Below are 21,842 nucleotides of genomic sequence, written 5' to 3' on the forward strand. Positions count from 1 at the left end.
GCGCGAAAAATGTCGTTTGTTGAAATACTTGTTCGGACAATTACGCTGTAACCAGGGGAATAACATGACTGCAAAGGGCTTGGAAGTTATCGAACACACGGTCCATTTGACACATGAATGGATCAACGAACTTTGCGAACGCTTGGATTGGAGCAGCCACAAAGATGCGCTTAGACTGCTGCGTGTTACGATGCGCACGTTCCGCGACTATCTGAGCCACGATGAGATCGCCCAGTTCACAGCACAGCTGCCCTTGCTGATACGGGGTATGTTTTATGAAGGCTGGAACCCATCACCCACCAAAGGCAAGGACCGTCACCTTGACGCATTTCTTGCCGAGATTGATGCAGAAGTTTCGAATGTAACGGAATATCGAGGTTCAGAGGACATAAGGACGGTGCTGCGCTTTCTTAACGCACGGCTTTCAAGCGGCGAGATTGAAGATATTCGTGCGTCTCTGCCAGAAGCGATCCGCGAATTCTGGCCGTCGACCAAAATTTGAAGCTAGTGAGATTTTGGTCGATCAGAATGGTTTGTGCCAATCAGTTACTATAGGCGATTTTTAGCAATTCGTCCTCTTCTAACACGATCACAGTATGCGCATCATCCAGCGCAATAATGTTTTTATGCCGGAATTCCGATACAGTCCTGCTTACGGTTTCGGTTGTCAGACCTAAAAAATCTGCGATATCAGACCGGCTCATTGGCAGCTTGATCTTTTTGTATTGCCCTAAAGGTGTTCCTGCACGGTTCATCAGTGCGATCAGAAAAGACGCAAGTTTTTCTTTTGCCGTTTTTCGTCCGAGCATCAGGAAATGATCCTGCATCAAGGCAATTTCTTCAAGTGCAGATTCGGTCAGAAACTTGTGCAGCGCGACGTCGGTGGCGCAACTGTGAAGCGCATCGCGACGGTACATTTTGACCGTGCCGGCCGAGATAACATCGCATTCAGTGTGGTAGCGGCCGTTTCGGGGGAACCCGATCACGTCACCGGGGTAGCCGAACGATATCACTTGTCTTTGACCGTTTTCCAACACCCGGGTTAAACGCATGACCCCGCTGACAACCTCATACACATAGTCGGCTCTGTCGCCCTCTCTAAAGAGGGTCTGGCCAGTGATAAGGGCCCGTTCTTTCACCCGGGATTGTTTGTCGCTCTGCCTTTGACGATAGATCGGTTTTCCGGCCTGTGGGAAAAATTCATTTGGCACTGTGACATACATGTTAACCCCCTATATGTTGCCACCGCTCAAATTATCGGTACTTTGTCGCAGGGGTTATTTGTTGAATGTATTACTTTGTATGAATATGTCCGCTATTGTAATCGAAACAATATCACTCATACTCTAAGAATTCGACTCAACAAATGGGGGTATTAATTTGAAGCGCGACGGTAGCAACCCATTGATTTTGGTTGTGGATGATGACCGAAGCGTTCGCAAGTTATTGCACCGTTGCCTGGAAGGTGACGGCTATATTGTTCTTGAGGCTGAAACAGAACGGGATGTAATTTCTGCGCTTGAGCAGAATGATATCCGGCTCATAACACTTGATCTGAACCTTGGCCACGAAAGCGGTGTTACCATTGCGCAGTCGATTCGACGGCGTTCAGATGTTCCGATAATTATGCTGACTGGCAAGGGGGATGTTATTGACCGGGTCGTCGGGCTTGAGGTTGGCGCAGACGACTACATCACGAAACCATTTCACGTTCGCGAAGTTCTGGCCCGTGTCAAAACCGTTCTGCGGAGAACGGATGCGCGGGCGCAGCCATCTGCTGGCGCGTCTGATAACCAAGTGTCCCGGAATACTGAAAGTACCAGCTTTCGCTTTGATGGACTGGTTGCGAATACTGAACGGTTTGAGTTGCTTGACCGTGACGGAAACGTAGCAGAACTCACGACTGGTGATTTTAATTTGCTCCAGATATTTTTGAAACACCCTAAACGTGTTTTGTCACGCGAACACATTATGGATCAGTTGAATGGAATTGAATGGACTCCATTGGATCGGACAATCGACAATCAGGTCGCCCGGCTTAGAAAAAAACTTGAACGAGAGCCTGCCAATCCAATGCTCATTAAAACCGTTCGCGGAATTGGATATATCTTTGCCACCGATGTGGAGCGCGGCTAGATATTAACTCTGATCTTCAGAAAGCAATGCGTGGATTTCCGCGGCGATATCCGCTTGGCGGTAGGGTTTGCGTAACAGGCGAAATCCACTTTTGGAAAGTGTGCCACCATTTAGCAGGTCTTCGGCATAGCCCGAAGTCAGAAGAATTTTGATTCTTGGCCGTTTTTCATGCACGGTCTTGGCGAGATCATATCCTGTCATGTCACCTGGCATTACGAGATCGGTGAACATCAGATCGATGTCTGATCTGTCAGCCAAAAATTCCAAGGCTTCGGCGGCATCAGCGGCACCGATGACGTTGTAATTCAGTGCTTCAAGGCGCAACAGGGATATCTGTTGGATCGCCGGATTATCTTCGACCGCCAAAATGGTTTGGCCGTTGCCCGCGACAGAAACTTTTGTGAGATCATCGACTTTCACCGCGTCGCCATCTGACGCTGGAAGATAAAGGTTGACCGTAGTTCCCTGACCCGGCTCGCTGTAAAGTGCGACATGACCACCGGATTGCTTTACAAAACCGTAAACCATAGACAAGCCAAGGCCCGTTCCTTTGCGGGCGGGTTTTGTGGTAAAGAAAGGTTCAAAGGCCTGGCCCAATTCTGCCTGGCTCATCCCATGCCCCGTGTCAGTGACGGAGAGCCGTACGTATCTGCCCATTTCAATTTCAATCTCTTTCGCCATAAAGGCGTCATCGATCACAATATTGGACGTTTCAATCACCAGCTTGCCACCATCTGGCATTGCGTCCTGCGCATTGAACGCGAGGTTAAGGATTGCTGTTTGCAGTTGCGCAGGATCAGCATGCACATGCCAAATATTTGGGCTTGGAACGATGTTTAAATCGTATCGTGCGCCTATTGTCCGGGCTAAAATTTTACCGACGCGATCGACGAATACGCTAATATCGACCGGTACCGGGGCGAGCGGGCTTCTTCGGGCAAAGGCCAGAAGACGGTGAATAAGATCAGCGCCATGTTCGGCAGACTCTAGCGCATCATTTAGTAACTCCGACTGTTCTTTTGTTCTCAGCGTAGGTTCAAGCAGTTCGAGGTTGCCGATGACAACAGTCAGCAAATTGTTGAAATCATGTGCGACGCCGCCCGTTAACTGACCGATTGCTTCCAGTCTCTGTGACCGGTTAAGCGCAGTTTCGGCGTTTTTCCGTTCAGTGAGGTCGTGCAGGACACCGACAAAAAAAACCTGCCTTCCGACTTCTGCGCTCCCGATGGAAAGATGCACCGGGAAAATGGAACCATCTTTCTTTTGCCCCTCGAGGTCGCGACCGACACCAATGATGGAGGTTTCTCTTGTCTCGAGATAGCGCTGCAAGAAATCGCCGTGTTTGGCCGCCATCTTATCGGGCATGAGAGATCTAACATTTAACCCCAGAATTTCGTCAGGCTCATATCCGAACATCTTGCTTGCTGCAGGGTTTGAACGAATAATGTTTCCCGTTTCATCGGAAACGATTATTGCATCGACGGCTGCATTTAGCAGGGCATCCAGCAGCGCCTCATTCTTGGCAGTGACATTGGTCATGCACAGAATATGGCACGCTTAAGGGTGCAAAGGTCAATAACTTAAAACAGCATAGTTTTTGCCGAGCAGTTGGTGTGTTTTTCCTATCGGGCGGCTGCCCCGTCTGCCTTCATTTGTTTTACCCATGCTTCCCGACCGGCACTGTTCTTGGTGTCAACCATGCCAATTAAAGACCAGCGAACCGGGCGAATACCGGAAAACTTTAGTATGTTCCTTTCAAAGCTTTTCAGACTGTGGGCGAAAAAGAACCATCGGTAGGCAGTTGCGGGCATTCCCATTGTAACGACTATACGTGCTGATCTGCCTTTCAAGTTGGCAGTCCAGCTGTTTCCGCCTTCTAAATCAAATGCAAAATCTGGCCGTAACACATGCTCAAGCCAGGCTTTCATCAACGCAGGCATGGTTCCCATCCAGAGCGGATAGATGAAAACGATATGATCTGCTTCAAGTATCTTTTCCTGCCCGTCCTTTACAAAATCGGGGGGTGTTCCGGTCTCCCATTCCTTTTTGGAGCGTAACATGGGGATATCAAGCCGCCCCAGATCAATTGTATGAACCGTATGGCCCGCAGATACAGCTCCTTCGCCGTAGGCATTGGCAAGCGCGTGACAGAAGTGCGGTTCAACACCGTCTGGATGGCCCTGAATGATCAGTATGTTCTTCATATTGATATCTCACTGTGCCGGATTCAGTCGCTACTTTTTTTGGGCTTCGTTGGTCCGCCCAACTCCTGAAGTATTGCAATAAAGGACAGAAGATCTGACAGTGTGATGACCCCAATAAGCCGACCGTCGCGAGAAACCAGAAATTTCCGCCGCCCAGTCTCAACAATTTGTTCCATCAGGGTTTCTGTTGGCATATCCAGGTTGACGGTGTTTTTGCTGTCCGTGGCGACAAAAACGTCGGCGACTTGCGTGTCGGGCCAATGTTCCCGATCGATCTTCTGCAAGATGCCGCTATCGACGTAACCAAGCAGGTGTTCCCCTTCGCAGACGGGAACAAAACTGACTGCGTGGTGCAGCAGAATTTTTTCGACAAGGTCTGACAAGGTTTCTTCGGGTTCGACGGACCATGGGGCAGGGGTCATCAGATCAGCAACGGTTTTTCCGGAGAATGCAGCTTTGAAAATGACCTGCTGGTAGGCCGTTCGTGCCGCCGTCAAAAGGAAAATCCCAATCAGAATTTGCCAGAGCCCACTGATTCTACCGCCTGAAAACAAGGTTAGAAACCCGAGCGCCATCAAACAATAGGCAAAGCCCACACCAAAGTTGCTTGCGACTCGTGTTGCGCGTGTCAGATCACCATACCAATGCCACAGGGCGGCCCTGAGTACCCGCCCACCATCAAGCGGAAACGCCGGCAGAAGATTGAAAAATGCAAGCACAAGGTTGATCACGGCAAGATAGTTAAGAACAACCTGCAAAGGTGCCGAAAGATCAGCACCTGCAGTCAATCGGCTGATCAGATACACGATACCGGCCAAAGCAAAGCTCATCAAAGGCCCGGCAATCGCGATCCAGAACTCAGATCTGGCGTCAGCCGGTTCATGCTCTAGCTCTGCAACACCACCGAAAATGAAAAGTGTAATCCCCCCAACGCCAAGCCCAAAACGCCGTGCAACAAGGGAATGTGCCAGTTCATGCAGAATGAGACAGGCGAAAAGGCCCAGCATCGCAATGATCGACAGGGCAATATAATCCAGTTGTCCGAGGCCGGGTAATGCATCAGGAAAAAAGCTTGAGGAGAGGCTCCAGACGATCAGAATTGCAATCAAAATCCAGCTGGGCTCCACCTTTATTTGAAACCCGAATATGTCGAATAGACGAACCGCTCTGGCTTGCATCTGCCACACTTTCCTAGCTAGGCTGGGTCAAGCTTACCGTAGCGTTTGATGCATGCTTTGATTTTACTCAATTATCCGACTTAATTCTTCGCGGCGTTTGAATTTTCTCGTATTTTACATCTGAGAGCGGCTGACGATTTCCACACCGTCTGCAATTTCGTCGCTGGGATGCGTGATAACCTGTTGTCCTTCCTCTAAACCGTTGATGATTTGGGCGTTTGTTCCATTGCGTCGGCCAATCGTTACCTCTGTCTTATGGGCAACGCTGTCATCTGCGACGAAAACAGCCCATTTTCCCTCGGACCTGAACAGTGCGCTGAGCGGAACTTGCAGGACATCCTCAGCCTGCCATTCGATAACCCTTAGAAAAACCGAAAACCCGTCTCCCAGACCTTTGCGTTCGCCCAGCGGAGATAACAGTTCAAAAGTGGCATCAACACGTTGCTCTTCGATCCCCAGGGACGAAACGATTGTACGTGCTGCTGGGTCAACTGAAACCAGCCGTGCCGATAACGGGTTTGGGCCGCCCCAACGCTCTACAATAGCCATGGTGCCCGGACCAATTCGAACGGCATCGCTCGAAAGAAGATCTGCAACGATTTCCAGATTGTTGCGGTCTCCAATGGAAACAAGGCGCGTTCCAACGCTTACCGGGCGTTCGCTGACAACATCTACAGATAAAACGGTCCCATCAATTGGCGCGCGCAGTTCCACGCAGCAGGTGGGCAAATCACCAAACCTGCCGCCGCTTGGTTCGAGCAATACTGCACGTGCGCGGTCTAGTGAGCCCGTTGCCATGTCGAGACGTGCAAATGCCGCCGCTCTAGCAGCCTGTCTGATCGCGACATGCTGCGCTGCATCTTCCAACTGAGTCTCAGATGTGACCCCACGCAAGACCAGAGTCTGAATTCGGTTGAATTGGCTTTGCGCGTAGGCAAGCTCTTCCTCGGCCTGGCTTATCTCACTTTCCGCAACATGTAGCGCTGCTTCTGCTTCACGCACCGCAGCTTCGGCCTGAATCCGGCTTCTGCCGTCAAGCAGACTTGGCGTGACGGGCTCAACAACGGCGACGACCGTTTCATTACCAATTACGGTATCCCCGACCTCAACAGGGGAACGTATCGCTGTTCCTGCTATGGGCGTTGCAACCTCATAAACATCGCGGATCTTGGTTTTGCCATCAGCGTTGATTGTGATCTGCAGGTTTTCGCGCGTAACCGGCTGCAGATCAACAGGGATCGGATCGGTCCGGAACGTCACGTACAGCAGCGCAGAAATCACGGCAGCAAGCAGCGTCGACAATACGACATTTCGCAGGTTCAGCTTCATCGGCTCACTCTCGCGTTTTCATAACGGCAACAAGGTCCAGGCGATCCAGCCGTCTGCGCACCACCAATGTTGCCACCAATGCAGCACTCAGGACAACAAGGCTCGCAAAACTGAATGTCGTGGGCTTTAAAATCAAAGGTATGGTGTACAGGTCGCTCGTGAACCCGTTTGTCATAAGGCGGGCAATCTCGACCCCGATCAACCACCCCAAAGGCTGCGCTAGCAGCGCAAGGATCATCGTCTCGCCCATCAAGATAAACGAGACCTCACCGCGGGTGAAGCCAAGGATGCGCAGGCTTGCCAGTTCTCTGGCGCGTTCAGACAATTGTATGCGCGCACCATTGTAAGCCACCCCAACCGTGATCAGCGTCGCAACAATTACATAAATCGTTGTCATGATGATCACATTCTGGCGGATTGTATCCAGAAAGGATTGCCGCGTTTCAGTCATCATCGTTGTTCCCGCCAGGTTTGGGGCTTCTTTCAAGGCAGCATGAAAATTGTCAGTTTGATTTTCATCAAGCGTTACGTTCACAATACCAATCCGCGGTTTCTGGCGAAACAGCGCCGACAGACCATCCATATCCATATAGGCACCAAGGCCAAGATATTGTGTCACGGTTCCTGCGACCATAATTTTGTGTGATTCACGCCGCCCGCTCAGAAAATCGACAGCTATTGTGTCACCCGCCCGCACATTCAGTTCAGACGCGAGCCGGTCTGAGAGCATAATACCGTTTGCTGGCGGGTTCACCACCCGGCCATCGCTGTCGATGACACGGCTGAGATCGGGATTTGGACGGCTGGACTCGATCGCAATCCGTTTAGACAGATGGCCGTTTCGCAAGGTGGCAGGATAGTACTGTTTGCTCTCTGCCTGTAGCACGCCCGGTAGCCTTCGAACGTCTTCCAAGACACTTTCATGCATTTCATCTGTAAAGGTAAGAACCGCGTCCTGCCGGTTTGATTGATAGAAGGCCGTGTCGACGATGGTGTCGAGCGAATCGTCAAAAAATGTTGCAGCAACCAGAATGCTGACCGCAAGAGACAAGCCAAGTGTGGTAAGTGCTGACCGGACGGGCCAGCGCATCAGGTTGCGAAAGATCATCATGGTCGGCTGCGAAAGGCGCAAAGCAAGAAGTGCATGGTCAAGCGTGTTTCTTTTGTACTTTGGCGGGGCAGGTGGGGACATCGCAACCGCAGGCGCAAGGCGTGCTGCGTTAAGAACGCTTCGTATCGCGCCAACAGCCGCTGTCGCGACACCGATAATTCCGGAAATGATGTAAGCATCATAAGAAACCCGGTAGATCAGAAATGGAAAATTGAAGAAATCGGCGTAAAGACGGGCTAGAGACTGGGAAAGCCAACTTCCCACACCCCAACCAATCACGATACCAACGACAGCGATGAGCCCAGCCAGCAGCAGGTAGTGAAGGCAGATATCGAAGTTAGAATATCCAATCGCTTTTAAAAGCCCGATTTCGCTCCGCTCCAGTGCAATAATACGGCCGATCACCATGTTGACTAAAAAGGCCGTAATACCAAAGAAAACCGGTGGTAGGATGATAGAGGTGCTTCGGAGTTGTTTGATTTCAGCATCAATGAAAGCATCTGATTGTTGTTGTGAACGGTCATAAGCATCAAGTCCGCCATAAGGTTCTAGCAAATTATCCAGGCTGCTTACGACGGTTTCAGCCCGGGCATCTGCCCTGAGTTTGAGGCTGACGTGATTGAAAGCACCTGCCATGTCAAACGCGGCGGCGACAGCATCTTCTGGCATCCAGATAATGCCATACCCTTCGTTATCTGGCATCAAACCGCCTGGGCCAATCGTATAGATGAACTCGGGCGAAAGCACTGTTCCGGTGATGGTCAACGGCCTTTTCTGGCCGTTAAGATTTGCGGCAAAAACATCACCGATCTGAAAGCCGTTGGCCTGTGCGAACGGTTCATTCACCAGAACCTGATCTGTGGTTTCCGGGTCCGGAACGTGCCCCGACCTTAGCAGTGGAACGTTCAGAGAAAATCTGCCCGACGTCGGGATTGAAAGGATGCGTCCAACGGCAGATTTGGAGCGCCCCGGGATGTCAAGAATTGCGGCACCGGATACACGTGTTTCAACCGCCCATACACCTTCGATTGTTTCTATTTCACGTGCGAGGGAAAGCGGCGCGCGGCGGGCATCGGAAAAGACGTCTGCAAACCGATTGCGCTCGTAGTAAGCGATGCGGGTTTCCTCGAGCGCGCGGTACATACCAAAGGACGTGATGAATATCGCTACGCCGCAGGCAAGCACCAGTGCGATGGCCAATGCCTGCGCCCAAAGACGTCTGAAATCGCGTAGTAACTTTCGGTCTAATGCTTGCATTGCCCCGCTCACCACACAATTTCGGAAGGCGGAAGTCTTTGGTCATTTGTATAAACATTGCTAATACGCCCGTCCTGAAAATGGATCACCCGATGGGCCATCTTCTGGATTGCCGCATTATGCGTGATCACAACCGTTGTCGTTCCAAAACGGTCATTGATGTTCTTCAAGGCTTCCAGCACCTGAATGCCCGTTTTGCTGTCAAGCGCACCTGTCGGTTCATCACATAAAAGCACTTCGGGGCGTTTCGCAATCGCGCGGGCGATCGCCACTCGTTGCTGTTCTCCGCCGGACATTTCTGCGGGGAAATGATCCATCCGGTGACCGAGCCCTACAAGTTCCAATGCCTCTTCCGGCGCCATTGGATCTGGCGAGACATCGGTAACCAGTTGAACATTTTCACGTGCGGTCAGGCTTGGAACAAGGTTATAAAACTGAAACACAAACCCAACGTGGTCGCGCCTGAACCATGTCAGACCACGATCATTTAATTGTGTGAGTTCCAGTTCTTTGAACCAGACCCGGCCTTCCGTCACATGGTCCAGTCCACCCAGAATATTCAGCAGCGTCGACTTACCGCTACCGGACGCGCCAAGAAGAACTGTAAACTCACCAGCAAAGAGTTTTAAATCCACGCCAGCAAGCGCGTAGACCTTTACTTCGCCGGTATCATAAACCTTGGTCACCCCTTCGGTCCTGAAGATTAGGTCTGGCATGAACGCACCTTTCCCTGCACATAGTCTCAGGTGCCGCCTGTTTGTTCTTTGATTTCGCTCAAAACTTGAAAGGCGGCTTAAAAAGCAGGCTTGTTTGATGGATATCAAATTACTGCAACGGTCTTTTGGCTAATAATTCCCTGCAAACATTAACTGCACCCGGGCAGACCGCTTTGCAACTGATCTTTGCGGGGTTCGGTATCTGGAAAGGATATAAAATGAAATTGTCCAGCCTTATTGCTTTGGCGCTGACTGCCGTTTTTCTGATTGGTTGCACTGGCCCCGACCAATACCCGATTTCGGGTGAGGAATGTGGTCCAAACGACCCCGTAAAGGATTTGAGCGTTCCAGACTGCCTTCCTGAATGATGCCTCATCCGGTGAAAACAGTTTAAACTGCTTCCGAGGCTCGGGCGCTTCTACCCAAGCCTCGGAAAAATAACACAGCCATTAAGCGACTTTGGATCGAATGATCATGAGAGCCCTTTTTCAAACCGGCCTGCCAAAGAATAATGCCGAGAGAGAAATTACTTAAGGTTGCTGGATACTTTGAAGAAAATACACAACCGACAAGATACGACCCTGCACGATGGCCTCCGAATCCAATCCATGGGATGACGGCAAGTCACGCATGGAATCTGCCATAAAATAATCACCCCAGACTGGCATTGTCCGCATTCCGTGTGCCGCAATATCGCGCCGCCCGTCTACAGCCTGATACACTTCTGAAAATGGAAACGCACCGCCGTTTTCTTTCGACAGAAGCGTCAAATCTTTTGGCTGTTGGCTGAACAAACCGCCGATCTCTCCGTCTCCCATACCGCCGTTGCCATGGCAGACAGCACAGCGCATGCTAAATTCTGTCCTGCCGAGCGCGGAATCCTGAGCGAATGCAGATGCTGCAAAAGTCATAGCAGCGCCTAAAGCGCATGCGAGCGTTAAAGCACGATGTTTCATGCCATCCTCCGTTGCTGATTGGTCTATGGAGGTATGTTCTTCTGATAACAGGCAGGCTGCATTGATAACTATCAATTGATCGCAACAATCCAGACACACACCCTTTGCGTGCTGGTACAGGGTTTTCACGCGGATTGTCCGAACTAAGTTAGAATTAAGCCCAACCGCTGGCTTGCTCTACGAATTCGGTTGGCAAATTTCAGCACCTAGACGCACCGTTTCCTTCACAAGGAAATCCAGGTCAGCCAGGGTCGTTCGGTGATTGTTGATCGCAACACGAAGACAGTGACTCCCCCGAACGGTCGTGTCTGAAATGGCAGCAACACCGGTTTCCTGCATCCGAAGCATGATTTCAGTGTTGACTTCCTTTAGCTCAGACTCTGATTTACCTTTGGGATTAAAGCGGTAGCAAACAATATTAATGTTTGTTTCGTGCGCAAGTTCTAGCATTGGTTCTTTCTGAACCAATTCATCAAGATATCTTGCTTGGTTGAAGTTCTGGTCGATCAGGCGGCCGAATTTTTGGATGCCATGCTCCTTGAGCGCCATCCAAACCTTAAGCGCTCGAAAGCCCCGAGATGTCTGAACCCCATAGTCATGCAGCCAATGTGCAGATGCGATGCCGCGCTCCGTCATCTCAAGATATTCAGGCGTAAGGGTAAATGCGCCGTAGTGGGCGTCGTGATCGCGCACCAATGCGCATCCGACTTCAAACGGGGCATGTAGCCATTTGTGAGGGTCCAACGCAATGGAATCGGCGCGTTCGATACCAGCCACCCGGTGTTTGTTCTCAGGCGCAATTGCGATCAGAGCACCAATGCAGCCATCGACGTGAAACCACATGTTTTCGCGCCGGCAAATTGCTTCGATAGCATGTAGATCATCGATGGCCCCGGTATTCACAGTGCCAGATGTCGCGATGACACAGGCGGGTTTGAGGCCAGCCGCCCGATCATTGGTGATAGCTTGTTCCAGGGCGCTGATGTTCATTGTGCAATCGGGGTTTGACGGAACCTTGCAAAGCGCCTTGTTTCCCAAGCCAAGTGTTTCAACACCGATCTGGTGGCAACTGTGAATCTGGTCAGATCCGTAGTACCGAAGGGGTTGTTTGATCACCGCGACCCCTTCTTCACGGACATCAATACCTGCCATCTGGTTGCGCGCGACGGTCAGCCCAATGATATTCGCCATTGAGCCGCCACTGACCAGCGTTCCGCTCGCAGATTTGGGAAACCCCATCATCTCTTTGCACCAGTCGACCACCTGCTGGTCAATACAACTTGCGGCGTGGTTACCACCGCCAAGGTTAGAACCAAGAATCGCTGCCAGAAAATCGCCAAGCGCCCCGGTGTAATTGCTCGACCCCATGTACCACATCCAAAACCGCGGATGGATGTTTCCCATCGGGTAAGGCATCATGTTTTCGGTCAGCAGATTGTAAACGTTTTCGATTGCAGTTGGTTCCTGAGGCAGCGGCTCGGAAAAAAGGCCGACCACGTCGTCCGGCATCGTTTGCCAAAGCGGGCGGTCCCGGACATCACGTGTAAAATCAATGGCTTCGTCGATTATTTTATGTGAAAGAGCACGTATGTCAGACCAGTCATTCGGGTCAAGAGTTTCTTCTTTTTTAGACGTAGTAAGTCTCTCTTTGAACTTTTCTGGAATTGTTGGATCGAAAAGACAAAGCGACGCATCAAAAAGGATGCGCCGCTCAGGTGTGGATTAGCTCATATGAAAGCCGGGTGTTGAGAGAGAAAGCGCGGTTTCCTCTTCATCCATGTCTTCAGGAATTGTCTCGAACAAAGGTGTGGTCATGTAACGTTCACCTGTGTCAGGCAGCATACATAGAATGACAGATCCAGGTGCTGCTTTGGCCGCGACTTCCATCGCGATTCCAAAGGTAGATCCGCCTGAGATCCCCGTTAAAATTCCTTCGTGCTTGGCAAGTTTCTGAGCCCAGCTTATTCCGACAGGACCGGCGATTGGGATAAGCTCGTCATAGCCCTTTGAATCGATATTTTCCTGTAGAACCAAAGGTATAAAGTCAGGTGTCCACCCTTGAATCGGATGCGGCTCGAACGCGCTGTGGCTGGCTGCGGGTGAGCCGCCATCGCCGCGTTTCTGGGGCTCGTTGCTTCCAACCAGCTGGGCGTTTGCAGGCTCTGTCAGGATGATCTTCGTTTCAGGACGTTCCTTGCGCAGAACGCGCGAAACCCCTGTCACGGTGCCGCCAGTTCCGTAGCCGGTCACAAAATAATCCAGACGCTCACCTTTGAAATCAGCAATAATTTCGCGCCCAGTGGTCGACTCGTGGATATCGGCATTTGCAGTTGTTTCAAATTGGCGGGCCAAAAACCAACCATTTGCTTCAGCCAGTTCAACCGCCTTTTTGTACATCCCTAAGCCTTTTTCGGCTCTGGGTGTCAGTACGACCTTTGCGCCCAGCATTCGCATAAGCTTGCGCCGTTCAATCGAAAAACTATCAGCCATTGTTACAACGAGCGGATATCCTTTTTGCGCACAGACCATCGCAAGTCCGATACCGGTGTTCCCGCTGGTCGCTTCGACAACGGTCTGGCCCGGTTTTAGCGTTCCGTTCCGTTCGCCTTCTTCAATAATGTTAAGCGCAAGACGGTCTTTAACTGACGCAGCCGGATTGAAAAATTCAGCCTTCACATAAATGGTAACGCCTTCAGGCGCGAGGTTGTTAACCCTCACGCAGGGCGTGTCGCCGACCGTATCCAAAATGCTGTCAAACAGGCGTCCACGCCCGTTCGTCTTTCTGATCTTTGTGTTCTTAGACATTGTTGGTCCCCTCTTCAATACGCCTTTATAGCGCAAATTTTGGGTACCGATGACGGAAAACGTGTTTCAGATAGATTTGTTTTTGTTTCAATTTTGTATCTGAAGTGGAGTGCACGTCGTCCAAAGGCGGGTGCGAAGCAGTTTTGTTTTCCGGAATGCGAAACGCGGCACAACAGTGAGTCGCTTTCGTAAAAAACACCTCTGCAGAAAACTACTGTTTCGTGATCAGCCGAACGTTGGCCCTGCTTCTTGGCGAGCGTTGGCAGGGATTGGCGCTGATAACAAAGGCTTTGGGTCCAAACTGAGCGACAATTTGTGCGGCTGTCGGGGGCTGATCGAACGTGTATTCCAGCTTGTTCACACCATCTAACGTCGTAACGACACTGTAGCCAGTAATGGATTGCAGCGCTTTTTTGCGTCGGCTTCTCGCTAGGCTGCTGTATTGCCGGGTTGCCCTATACCCGAAGCGGTCACTCGACTTCTGCTTAACTGGCAGGTTCATCGCGAATGTCCTCTAAAAAAATCCCTGACCAATTCAAAATTGCAAACCTTCATCGTGCGACCCCGCCATAAATGTATTTTTACCAAGTCAATACTGTGCGTGGCGACTCCAATGTGAAAACCTCCCGCCATTCACCTTCTAAAATACGCGGGTGAGGGTGCAGCACACATCCATCAACACAATGAATAAAGCAACCTTGGGATGTTCAATCACAGAAGGCGGTCGCCTCAGGGACGCTTTTTTGGTGTTTAGTTTGCTTACCTGTTTCGAATCATGCTCAGTACGCTTCGCTGCCAAGTTTAAGGCGATAATGAGGCATAAAATTGGCTATTGTTTTGAATAGCTGACACAAAGATGTTTGATCCCACTTTCAGCTCCTCGACCAAATAAGCCGAAAAAATACTTTAATAACAAAGGATTGTGCCTTGCCGCGCTTTCCTTGTGAAGGTCAAGTAAGCAAATTGCCTCGAAAACCTTGCGTTAGATAAGTGTCAGATAGGAAAATCTGAATGCCCCTCTGGCTGGAGGGCAGTGGTTGTAGAAATCTTTTGGTACGAGTTTTTATGTTTGAGGTGTGTTGTGGGTCAGTTATTTCAAAATCGCGCAGGACGACCGATTAATCCAAACAGTTTTGATGTGTTGGCAACATGGGTTCAGGCACTGCACGGTCAGGGCAAAATCACAAACGCTCTTTTCAGTCTTTTGTCACTTTACAAGTCCGATGCCGCGCTGATTGTCCGCTTTGTTGAGGGCAACTGGCAGCCGAGGAAAGTCGCTGTAGTTGATCAGAAGTCAGATAAATGTATTGCGCGCGGGCATTCTTCATTCGCGGAAATAATGCTTGGCGAGAACCTTGGCGTTTCAAAAACCGGCACCTTGTGGTTGTGGTCCGATTTGATTGAGGATTTTGATGCCGTGGAGAGTTTGCACATTCAACAGCGATTTCTAAGTAGCGGTCTGAGCGATGTTGGACTAATCGGCCTGGAAAATTCAGCCGGGCACTATGATTATCTGGAACTCCACTTTAAATCGAATCTTGGCAAAAAATCGAATCTTGGCAAAGACGATAAAAACCACCTTTCTCTGCTTGCGGCGACCTTGTCAAAAACATGGGAGCAGCGTTTGCCGGGTACTGTACAAAAGTTGCTGGCACAATCGCGCGTTCAAAAGACGCTTGATCAACCAGGGCTGCCCTCAAAACTGATACTGGACATCAACAACCCGTATGAGCTTAGTCGGTGCGAATACAGAATTTGCACGATGGTTAAAGAGGGCATGCTTGTAAAAGACATTGCATCCGGTCTTTCCATTCGTGAAGTCACGGTCAGGTCCCATCTTTGCTCAATCTACGCCAAGACTGATACCTCTGGGCAAATAGAGCTGTTGCATCGCTTGACCATTGGTACAGCGAGCGTTCCGCCGGAAATAATTGGACAGCCAAACCGCAAAATCAGCTGAACAGCGCAAAAGGTTTTTGACTCTGATTTGTCATCCGCCTTACACGCCCTCAGCGAGGTAAAGCAAACTGAAGAATGAGCTTTAACTTTTCTATTCGCTTTTACGTCCCGTCAGTAGCCACGCTTTGGATCGACAATTCTTGTTAGAGTTTCGCCCCTTCGGTACCGCCCGAGGTTCTCCGAAAACATTTCGACAGATTTCAGGTCCCATCCCGCATAAACGGAAGAGCAATGTGGGGTGATGATCACGTTGTCATATGCCCAAAGCTTATGATCGGCTGGCAAAGGTTCGGTCATGAAGACATCAAGGGCTGCACCGCGAATACTGTTTTCATCAAGCGCGCGGATCAACGAACCTTCGTCAATAACGCCACCTCGCGACACATCTATGATGACGGCATCCGGTTTCATTCGCGCGAAGGCATCGGAACTGACAAGCCCCTTTGTGCTGTCCAGCAAAGGCACACAAACGACTATAAAGTCAGCGTGGTGCCACAGGTCTGGCAATGCATCAATGCCGTACACCTCGTCTACATTGTCGGTCGGCTTTGGTTGCGCCCGCACACCGATGGTTTTCTGTCCCATGGGTTTGCAACGCGCCCCCACAGCCTCGCCGGTGTTGCCAAGGCCAATGATCAAAACAGTTTTACCGTCGATCGGTTCAACCTCTGCCGATATCCATTCATGGCGGTTTTGGGCGGCACGAAAAGCAGGAAATCCAAGCGAAAAATGCAACATTGCCCCAAGCGCATACTGCGCCATCATGTCCGCTGCGACACCCGCTGAATTTGTCACGATTAACCGTTTAGTATCCCAAGGGGTTATGTGATTTATACCCGAACCGCCGACCGATACCCATTTGACCGAAGCGCTTTCAACCAGCGTTTCTCGGGGGTAGTCAGGCGTATCCAGGAAGCGCATTGCATAGACCACTTCGGCTTGTGTTTCTTCAATCAGCGCAGGCAGATCTTCGTAGGTATCACAGGCAAAAATTGGTAGATCCGGGTGCTGTTTTGCAACCAGGTCACGCGCGGCTTCGGCGTTTTCTGTGTGAATGATAACGGTGGGGTTAATCATTTACTGGTCCTTGGTTTCAATCTATCCGACATCTTAAATTTAATGCACATGACGTGTTAGCGTGTTGCTCAATCATAGCTTCATTTTCGCATGATCTGCGAACCTAATCTGCCACTTTTATGCAAAGACAGTCTTTGTCCGGCAAGGGAACATAGGCAATAGAACCGATTTTGAGTTTGGTATACTAAAGCCCTATGAAAAATGTACCTCATCTTACCTTTTTGCGATCATTTGAGGCCGCAGCGCGCCATCTGAGTTTCACCAGTGCTGCGGAAGAGCTGAATTGCACCCAATCAGCGGTCAGTAATCACATACGTTCGTTGGAAGAATTTATCGGACGCCCGTTGTTCGTGCGCCATCCGCGGTCATTAACGTTGACCGAAGTCGGAGAGGCCTATTTGCCCTCGATCCGTCACGCCCTGCAAGAGATTGATGTTGCAACGGATTCTCTGATCTCGATCAGCCACAAGCGAGAGGTGGTGGTTTCCTGCCCAATCAGTTTGGCAGAAAGCTGGTTGCCGCAGGTCATGCAGGATTTCAACATTCTGCATCCTGATATCATCCTTACCGTTCATGGAACTGTCTGGACGGATGTGGAACCAAAGATTTCGGACATAAGCATTACTATCAATCATCTGGATGACGTAAATGGAGACGCGGTAAAGCTCTGGAATGAAAAGCTCTCACTCGTTTGCGCGCCATCCTATCAGGTCAGCGGTGTAGCTTTGAGTGATCCCGTGCAACTAGATGACGCCAATCTGATCCATATTCTCGGACGGCCCGTTTATTGGGAACTGATAGCGAAACATTTTGGTTTGGGGGAACTTGGGTTGAAAGCAGGGTTCCAGACAAACATTTCAAATCTCGCGCTGGAAATGGCGGTCAAGAACATTGGTTGTGCGGTGATGCCAAAATCGCTGGTGAAACCCTATCTGGAACGCGGGCTGCTGTACGAGCCATTCGCGTTCGATATTTCAAGCCCCTGGACATATTTCGCAGACTTCAAAGATAAATCGGCGACTCCGTCAGTGAAACTGTTCAAGAACTGGTTGTTAAAGGCTGCCGCAGAGATGGACGTTTGAGAATGCGGACGGAATAATTTTGACAGGAGAGCAGGTTTTTGTGGATTTAATGGGCCGTCCCAAGGGGGGCGGCCCTGTTTCATATCACGCCCGCAGTTTGTCACCATCAGGATCAAAGGGAGGTTTCGCAAGAAGTGTGGCCTTATGTGGTTTGCCTAGAATGAAAATGTGAACAGTGTCCCCGGGTTTTGCGACACCTTCCTTTGCGTATCCAAGCGCAAGGGACTTGCCGACCGAATAGCCGAAAGCGCCGGATGTTACACGGCCTACTGGCGTGCCATCTGGTAGGAAAATGGGCTCACCACCCGAGGCGTCGGCATCGTCTGTTATTTCAACCTCAAAGATTGAAAGCCGCTCACGAGCTACATTATCTTTGACTGACAAATATGCCTCTTTATTCAAGAAATCTTTGTCGAGCTTGATAAGGCGTTCAAGCGAAACCTCTTGCGGCCAGTATTCCGGAGAATACTCACGCCCCCACGAACCGTAGCCTTTTTCAATCCGAAGACTGCCAAGCGCACGGCCGCCAACCGGACCGCCATCAAATTCACGCGCGGCATCCAGCAAAGCGGTGTAAAGCTGCACTTGATCTTTTTCGTCGCAATGCAGCTCCCAACCCAAATCACCGGTAAAGCTGACACGGATCGCCAAACATTCGATACCGGCGACCTCGATGGTTTTTGAACGCATAAAGCGGAACGCAAAATTTGAAAGATCAGCATTGGTAAGCCGTTGCAACATGCTGCGCGACTTTGGCCCAGCCACGTTAAAGCCCGCAATATTGTTTGTTTCGACCTTAAAGGTAGTGCCTTCCGGCAATTCAATCATATTGAAGAATCGCTGGTGATAACGTTCTGCCATGCCAGAGCCGACCATCATGTATTTGTCATCCGCGACTTTCGTGATGGTGAAATCCCCGGCGACACCGCCGCGCACCCCGATCAGCGGGGTCAGGCAGGAACGGCCAACCTCGGACGGGACACGGTTGGCGACCAAGGCGTCCAGCCAGTCTTGTGCGCCCGTGCCTTTGATCACGTAATTTGCGAAGTTCGAAATGTCGATCACGCCAACATTGTCCCGCAACATTTTTACTTCACGCCCGACAGGCTCAAACCAGTTTTGTCGCGTGAAACCGATGGTTTCCTCTGCTCCCGGCGCATCAGCAAACCACAATGGATGCTCCCAGCCGCAGTTCAGACCAAAGACAGCGCCCATTCCTTTTTGCATTTCATAAGCCGGGCGCACACGGGCAGGGCGGCCCGCTGAGCGTTCTTCGTTCGGGAAATGAATTTTGAAACGGTGCTGGTACTGGTCACGCACCCGTGCCTTGGTGAATTTCTTGTCGGCCCAGTCGCCAAACCGTGCCAGATCCCAGGCGAACATGTCATATTCGGGCTCGCCTTCGATAATCCATTGGGCGGCCAAAAGGCCGAGACCACCCGACTGGCTGAAGCCCGGGATGATGCCGGTACAGCAGAAATAGTTTTGAAGCTCGGGCACCGTTCCGAACAATGCGTTTGAATCCGGACTCCAGATCATCGGGCCATTGATCACACGTTTCACGCCGGCTGTTGCCGCTGCCGGCACCCGGTCCATCGCGCGCATCACGTTTTCCATGATACGGTCAAGGTCATCGGCAAAAAGTTCGTGTCCAAAACCTTGGGGCGTGCCGTCTTCGGCCCAGAACTTCATGTCTTTTTCGTAGGCACCGATCAGCAATCCGTTGCCTTCCTGACGGAAATAATATTCGCCATCGCGGTCCGCTATAGAGGGCAGGCGCCGCCCGAGATCCGCAACTTCGCTAATGGCTTCGGTTACAAAATACTGGTGTTCAGTCGGCAGTAGCGGCAGTTCTATCCCCGCCATCGCAGCAACCTCGCGGCCCCAAAGACCGCCGGCGTTCACGACCCATTGTGCATGAATGTCGCCCTTCTTGGTGCGGACGATCCAACTGCCATCCGGTTGTTGTTCTGTTCCGATGACCGGGCAAAACCGTTCAACCGTTGCCCCCATCTGGCGCGCACCCGCAGCGTAGGCCATCGTGACGCCCGAAGGGTCAACATTGCCGCCCTCTGGTTCAAACATGATGCAGCGAATATCGTCAAACTGCGCCAGCGGGTGCAATTCCAGCGCTTTTTCCCTGTCGATCTCATAAAAATTGAGGCCGTAGAATTTTGCTTTGGCTTCTTGCAGGCGAAGCTGATGCTCTCGCTCTTCTGTCTGGGCAAGGTATAGCGAGCCGGGCTGAAACACACCGCAGCCCTGTCCGGTTTCCTTTTCCAGCTCTTTGTAGAGGTTCATCGTATAATGCTGGATTCGCGTGATATTGTTGTTGTCGTGAAGACCATGAATATTGGCCGCCGCATGCCAGGTTGAACCACTTGTCAGTTCGTCCCGTTCCAACAGAACAACGTTTGTCCAGCCAAGTTTCGCCAGGTGATAGAGGATCGAGCAGCCAACAAGCCCGCCTCCGATAACAACGACCTGTGCATGTGTCTTCATCTATACGTTCCCTTGCCTGCATTTAACCCAGAAACACGGCCCACAGGCAGGGTCCGCATTTTGCAGAGATTCGACGCGAAGCTAGCCCGAGAATGCGCGATGTACCCACAAATAAATCGGGCTCTCAGGCCCTGGTTTCGTTGTGCATAGTAAACCTTTGATCGCTTCACTCAGCAATGGTTTTCAGTGCTGCAAGAAACTGGGCAACTTCATGCGCGCTGTTGTAGTGGCACATCGATACGCGAACGCAGCTCGCAAGCCCCAAAGGTTTCAGGATATTGCCTGAATAATGGTCGTCTTTGCGCAGATGCGTGCGGATGCCCTGCGCGTTCAGCCTGGCAACCACATCGACCGAGGGCACGCCATCAACATAAAGCGAAACAAGGCCTTCGCGCGCCGGGTTGTCAACGCCGCCAATCAGATGCACCTTTTCCATTTCTGCCAGCCCCTCCAGGTTTCCGGTGCCGTGGATCATTGCGTCGGTCAGCGCTTTTTCCTGCGCATGAATCGCTTCACCCGCCGCAACAAATTTTTCACGGCGATCAGTCGTGTCGCTGACCTGTTCCCCCAGCCATTCAAAATAGGCGGCGACTTCGGACAGGGTGGCATAGGCGCCGGTATCGCGCGTGCCCATTTCCCAATTGTCAGCCGGTCCATCAATCAGGCAGTCATGGGGCAGGGCGCCCATCCGATCAGATATCCAGGCGAACCCGTACCCGTGACGCGAAAACACTTTGTAAGGTGAAATCACGTAGCCATCGATGTCATAGCTAGCGATGTCGATCCGGCCATGAGCAGCGTGCTGAATGCCGTCAACGATGATGAAACAATCCGGTGCAACCTTGCGTATCTCGGCGGCGACGGCGGCCACATCGACGCTCATACCGGTGACAGGAGAAGTGTGCACGATCGTGGCAACCTGCGTGTCTTTTGTAACTTTGGCGGCATAGGCGGCAGGCTCCAGCGTGCCTGTTGCGCCATCATGCTGAACTAAAACATGACTTTGGCGTGCAATCTTTGCCCAGCGGTCACAGGCGCTTCGCGTTGCGGGGTGTTCCAATGTCGAGCCAAGAACAACTCCGCCCTCGGGTGTGCCAAGACAGGCGTTCGAGATCAGGCGAAACAGCAGTTCAGAGCCACTTTCGCCAACAAAGAACTGCCCGCCCGGCGCATTCATAAAGACGCGCATGTCGTCCTTTGCCTTGTTGATGACCCGCACAAGTTCGTGGCTGGCCGGATTGTCACGCCCCTGGTTGTCGGGGATCGAGGCATATAGAGCTGAGCACTCAACCACAGAATTCAGCGTCAAGGCGCCACCAGCATTTTCGAAAAAGACGCGTGGGCCTTGTTGCGGACAATGGTCGACCTGCGCGAACTTTTTTCTGATGTTCACCAGCAGGGTCTGGTCGATCGATTTCATTATTACTCCATCGGTGCTGGAAAGGGCCGCAATGCGGACGGTAGGGCGCATCACCAAAAATGGCACGCGAAATTTCTGGTGCCAAGGGGTAACGAAAGCCGGACTGACGA

The 21,842-nt window shown here is 51.2% G+C and carries 18 protein-coding genes; 5 read left to right on the forward strand and 13 right to left on the reverse strand.

From position 1 onward, the window contains the following. Positions 1–64 precede the first annotated feature (64 nt). On the forward strand, positions 65–502 hold the full coding sequence (locus MWU63_RS12085; RefSeq protein WP_213889916.1) for a DUF2267 domain-containing protein: 438 nt from the start codon (positions 65–67) through the stop codon (positions 500–502). Positions 503–542: 40 nt separating this feature from the next. Here the strand turns inward: MWU63_RS12085 and MWU63_RS12090 are convergent, their stop codons facing one another. After that, entirely contained in the window at positions 543–1,223 is a 681-nt protein-coding gene (locus MWU63_RS12090) for a helix-turn-helix domain-containing protein (protein WP_213889915.1), read from the reverse strand. 157 nt (positions 1,224–1,380) lie between these two features. On the opposite strand from MWU63_RS12090, the gene MWU63_RS12095 reads away from it, so the two are divergent. Then, positions 1,381–2,136: a response regulator transcription factor gene (locus tag MWU63_RS12095; protein ID WP_246531739.1), complete on the forward strand. Its 756-nt coding sequence runs from the start codon at positions 1,381–1,383 to the stop codon at positions 2,134–2,136. Positions 2,137–2,139: 3 nt separating this feature from the next. Here the strand turns inward: MWU63_RS12095 and MWU63_RS12100 are convergent, their stop codons facing one another. From MWU63_RS12100 to MWU63_RS12125, 6 genes are all read right to left on the reverse strand, one after another. Then, positions 2,140–3,675, reverse strand: a complete 1,536-nt coding sequence (locus MWU63_RS12100) for a PAS domain S-box protein (RefSeq protein ID WP_247078032.1) — start codon at positions 3,673–3,675, stop codon at positions 2,140–2,142. An 83-nt stretch (positions 3,676–3,758) separates the two neighbouring features. After that, complete coding sequence (locus tag MWU63_RS12105) at positions 3,759–4,340, reverse strand: NAD(P)H-dependent oxidoreductase (protein WP_213889913.1); 582 nt, start codon at positions 4,338–4,340, stop codon at positions 3,759–3,761. 23 nt (positions 4,341–4,363) lie between these two features. Next, entirely contained in the window at positions 4,364–5,518 is a 1,155-nt protein-coding gene (locus MWU63_RS12110) for a site-2 protease family protein (protein WP_213889912.1), read from the reverse strand. Between the two features lie 114 nt (positions 5,519–5,632). Then, on the reverse strand, positions 5,633–6,847 hold the full coding sequence (locus MWU63_RS12115) for an HlyD family efflux transporter periplasmic adaptor subunit (protein ID WP_213889911.1): 1,215 nt from the start codon (positions 6,845–6,847) through the stop codon (positions 5,633–5,635). Between the two features lie 4 nt (positions 6,848–6,851). Beyond that, entirely contained in the window at positions 6,852–9,215 is a 2,364-nt protein-coding gene (locus MWU63_RS12120) for an FtsX-like permease family protein (protein ID WP_247078033.1), read from the reverse strand. Between the two features lie 8 nt (positions 9,216–9,223). Further along, positions 9,224–9,931 carry an ABC transporter ATP-binding protein gene (locus tag MWU63_RS12125; protein ID WP_247078035.1) on the reverse strand — a complete coding sequence of 236 codons (708 nt, stop codon included), beginning with the start codon at positions 9,929–9,931 and terminating at the stop codon, positions 9,224–9,226. 218 nt (positions 9,932–10,149) lie between these two features. On the opposite strand from MWU63_RS12125, the gene MWU63_RS12130 reads away from it, so the two are divergent. Next, positions 10,150–10,299 (forward strand): hypothetical protein, encoded by a 150-nt coding sequence (locus MWU63_RS12130; RefSeq protein WP_213889908.1) that lies wholly within the window; start codon positions 10,150–10,152, stop codon positions 10,297–10,299. Positions 10,300–10,461: 162 nt separating this feature from the next. On the opposite strand, the gene MWU63_RS12135 is transcribed toward MWU63_RS12130, so the two are convergent. The 3 genes from MWU63_RS12135 to MWU63_RS12145 form a co-directional block, all read right to left on the reverse strand. Beyond that, positions 10,462–10,887, reverse strand: a complete 426-nt coding sequence (locus MWU63_RS12135) for a c-type cytochrome (protein WP_247078043.1) — start codon at positions 10,885–10,887, stop codon at positions 10,462–10,464. 177 nt (positions 10,888–11,064) lie between these two features. Next, positions 11,065–12,396 carry a pyridoxal-dependent decarboxylase gene (locus MWU63_RS12140; protein WP_246531738.1) on the reverse strand — a complete coding sequence of 444 codons (1,332 nt, stop codon included), beginning with the start codon at positions 12,394–12,396 and terminating at the stop codon, positions 11,065–11,067. Between the two features lie 213 nt (positions 12,397–12,609). Beyond that, complete coding sequence (locus MWU63_RS12145; protein WP_213889905.1) at positions 12,610–13,692, reverse strand: pyridoxal-phosphate dependent enzyme; 1,083 nt, start codon at positions 13,690–13,692, stop codon at positions 12,610–12,612. A 1,081-nt stretch (positions 13,693–14,773) separates the two neighbouring features. Between MWU63_RS12145 and MWU63_RS12150 the strand changes: the two genes are divergently transcribed. Then, the gene (locus MWU63_RS12150) at positions 14,774–15,652 is read left to right on the forward strand and encodes a LuxR C-terminal-related transcriptional regulator (RefSeq protein ID WP_247078045.1); all 879 of its coding nucleotides are present in this window, start codon (positions 14,774–14,776) and stop codon (positions 15,650–15,652) included. 110 nt (positions 15,653–15,762) lie between these two features. On the opposite strand, the gene MWU63_RS12155 is transcribed toward MWU63_RS12150, so the two are convergent. After that, positions 15,763–16,728 (reverse strand): D-2-hydroxyacid dehydrogenase, encoded by a 966-nt coding sequence (locus tag MWU63_RS12155; protein WP_213889902.1) that lies wholly within the window; start codon positions 16,726–16,728, stop codon positions 15,763–15,765. 194 nt (positions 16,729–16,922) lie between these two features. Here MWU63_RS12155 and MWU63_RS12160 point away from each other — a divergent pair, with 194 nt between their 5' ends. Beyond that, positions 16,923–17,810 (forward strand): LysR family transcriptional regulator, encoded by an 888-nt coding sequence (locus MWU63_RS12160; protein ID WP_247078047.1) that lies wholly within the window; start codon positions 16,923–16,925, stop codon positions 17,808–17,810. An 84-nt stretch (positions 17,811–17,894) separates the two neighbouring features. Here MWU63_RS12160 and MWU63_RS12165 read toward each other — a convergent pair whose 3' ends face one another. Together MWU63_RS12165 and MWU63_RS12170 are read right to left on the reverse strand one after the other, a co-directional pair. Further along, positions 17,895–20,312: an FAD-dependent oxidoreductase gene (locus tag MWU63_RS12165; RefSeq protein ID WP_213889900.1), complete on the reverse strand. Its 2,418-nt coding sequence runs from the start codon at positions 20,310–20,312 to the stop codon at positions 17,895–17,897. A 166-nt stretch (positions 20,313–20,478) separates the two neighbouring features. Further along, a complete protein-coding gene (locus tag MWU63_RS12170) occupies positions 20,479–21,732 on the reverse strand; it encodes an aminotransferase class V-fold PLP-dependent enzyme (RefSeq protein ID WP_247078049.1) in 1,254 nt (417 codons plus the stop codon). Positions 21,733–21,842: the final 110 nt, after the last annotated feature.

This window comes from Pseudohalocynthiibacter sp. F2068 (genome assembly GCF_023015645.1).
Taxonomy (GTDB): domain Bacteria; phylum Pseudomonadota; class Alphaproteobacteria; order Rhodobacterales; family Rhodobacteraceae; genus Pseudohalocynthiibacter; species Pseudohalocynthiibacter aestuariivivens.

Coding starts and splice junctions, on each gene's coding strand:
- MWU63_RS12125 (WP_247078035.1), bottom strand. CDS start 9,931: ATGCCAGACCTAATCTTCAGGACCGAAGGGGTGACCAAGGTTTATGAT.
- MWU63_RS12100 (WP_247078032.1), bottom strand. CDS start 3,675: ATGACCAATGTCACTGCCAAGAATGAGGCGCTGCTGGATGCCCTGCTA.
- MWU63_RS12115 (WP_213889911.1), bottom strand. CDS start 6,847: ATGAAGCTGAACCTGCGAAATGTCGTATTGTCGACGCTGCTTGCTGCC.
- MWU63_RS12130 (WP_213889908.1), top strand. CDS start 10,150: ATGAAATTGTCCAGCCTTATTGCTTTGGCGCTGACTGCCGTTTTTCTG.
- MWU63_RS12085 (WP_213889916.1), top strand. CDS start 65: ATGACTGCAAAGGGCTTGGAAGTTATCGAACACACGGTCCATTTGACA.
- MWU63_RS12170 (WP_247078049.1), bottom strand. CDS start 21,732: ATGAAATCGATCGACCAGACCCTGCTGGTGAACATCAGAAAAAAGTTC.
- MWU63_RS12155 (WP_213889902.1), bottom strand. CDS start 16,728: ATGATTAACCCCACCGTTATCATTCACACAGAAAACGCCGAAGCCGCG.
- MWU63_RS12165 (WP_213889900.1), bottom strand. CDS start 20,312: ATGAAGACACATGCACAGGTCGTTGTTATCGGAGGCGGGCTTGTTGGC.
- MWU63_RS12105 (WP_213889913.1), bottom strand. CDS start 4,340: ATGAAGAACATACTGATCATTCAGGGCCATCCAGACGGTGTTGAACCG.
- MWU63_RS12110 (WP_213889912.1), bottom strand. CDS start 5,518: ATGCAAGCCAGAGCGGTTCGTCTATTCGACATATTCGGGTTTCAAATA.
- MWU63_RS12135 (WP_247078043.1), bottom strand. CDS start 10,887: ATGAAACATCGTGCTTTAACGCTCGCATGCGCTTTAGGCGCTGCTATG.
- MWU63_RS12120 (WP_247078033.1), bottom strand. CDS start 9,215: ATGCAAGCATTAGACCGAAAGTTACTACGCGATTTCAGACGTCTTTGG.
- MWU63_RS12160 (WP_247078047.1), top strand. CDS start 16,923: ATGAAAAATGTACCTCATCTTACCTTTTTGCGATCATTTGAGGCCGCA.
- MWU63_RS12090 (WP_213889915.1), bottom strand. CDS start 1,223: ATGTATGTCACAGTGCCAAATGAATTTTTCCCACAGGCCGGAAAACCG.
- MWU63_RS12145 (WP_213889905.1), bottom strand. CDS start 13,692: ATGTCTAAGAACACAAAGATCAGAAAGACGAACGGGCGTGGACGCCTG.
- MWU63_RS12140 (WP_246531738.1), bottom strand. CDS start 12,396: ATGCCGGACGACGTGGTCGGCCTTTTTTCCGAGCCGCTGCCTCAGGAA.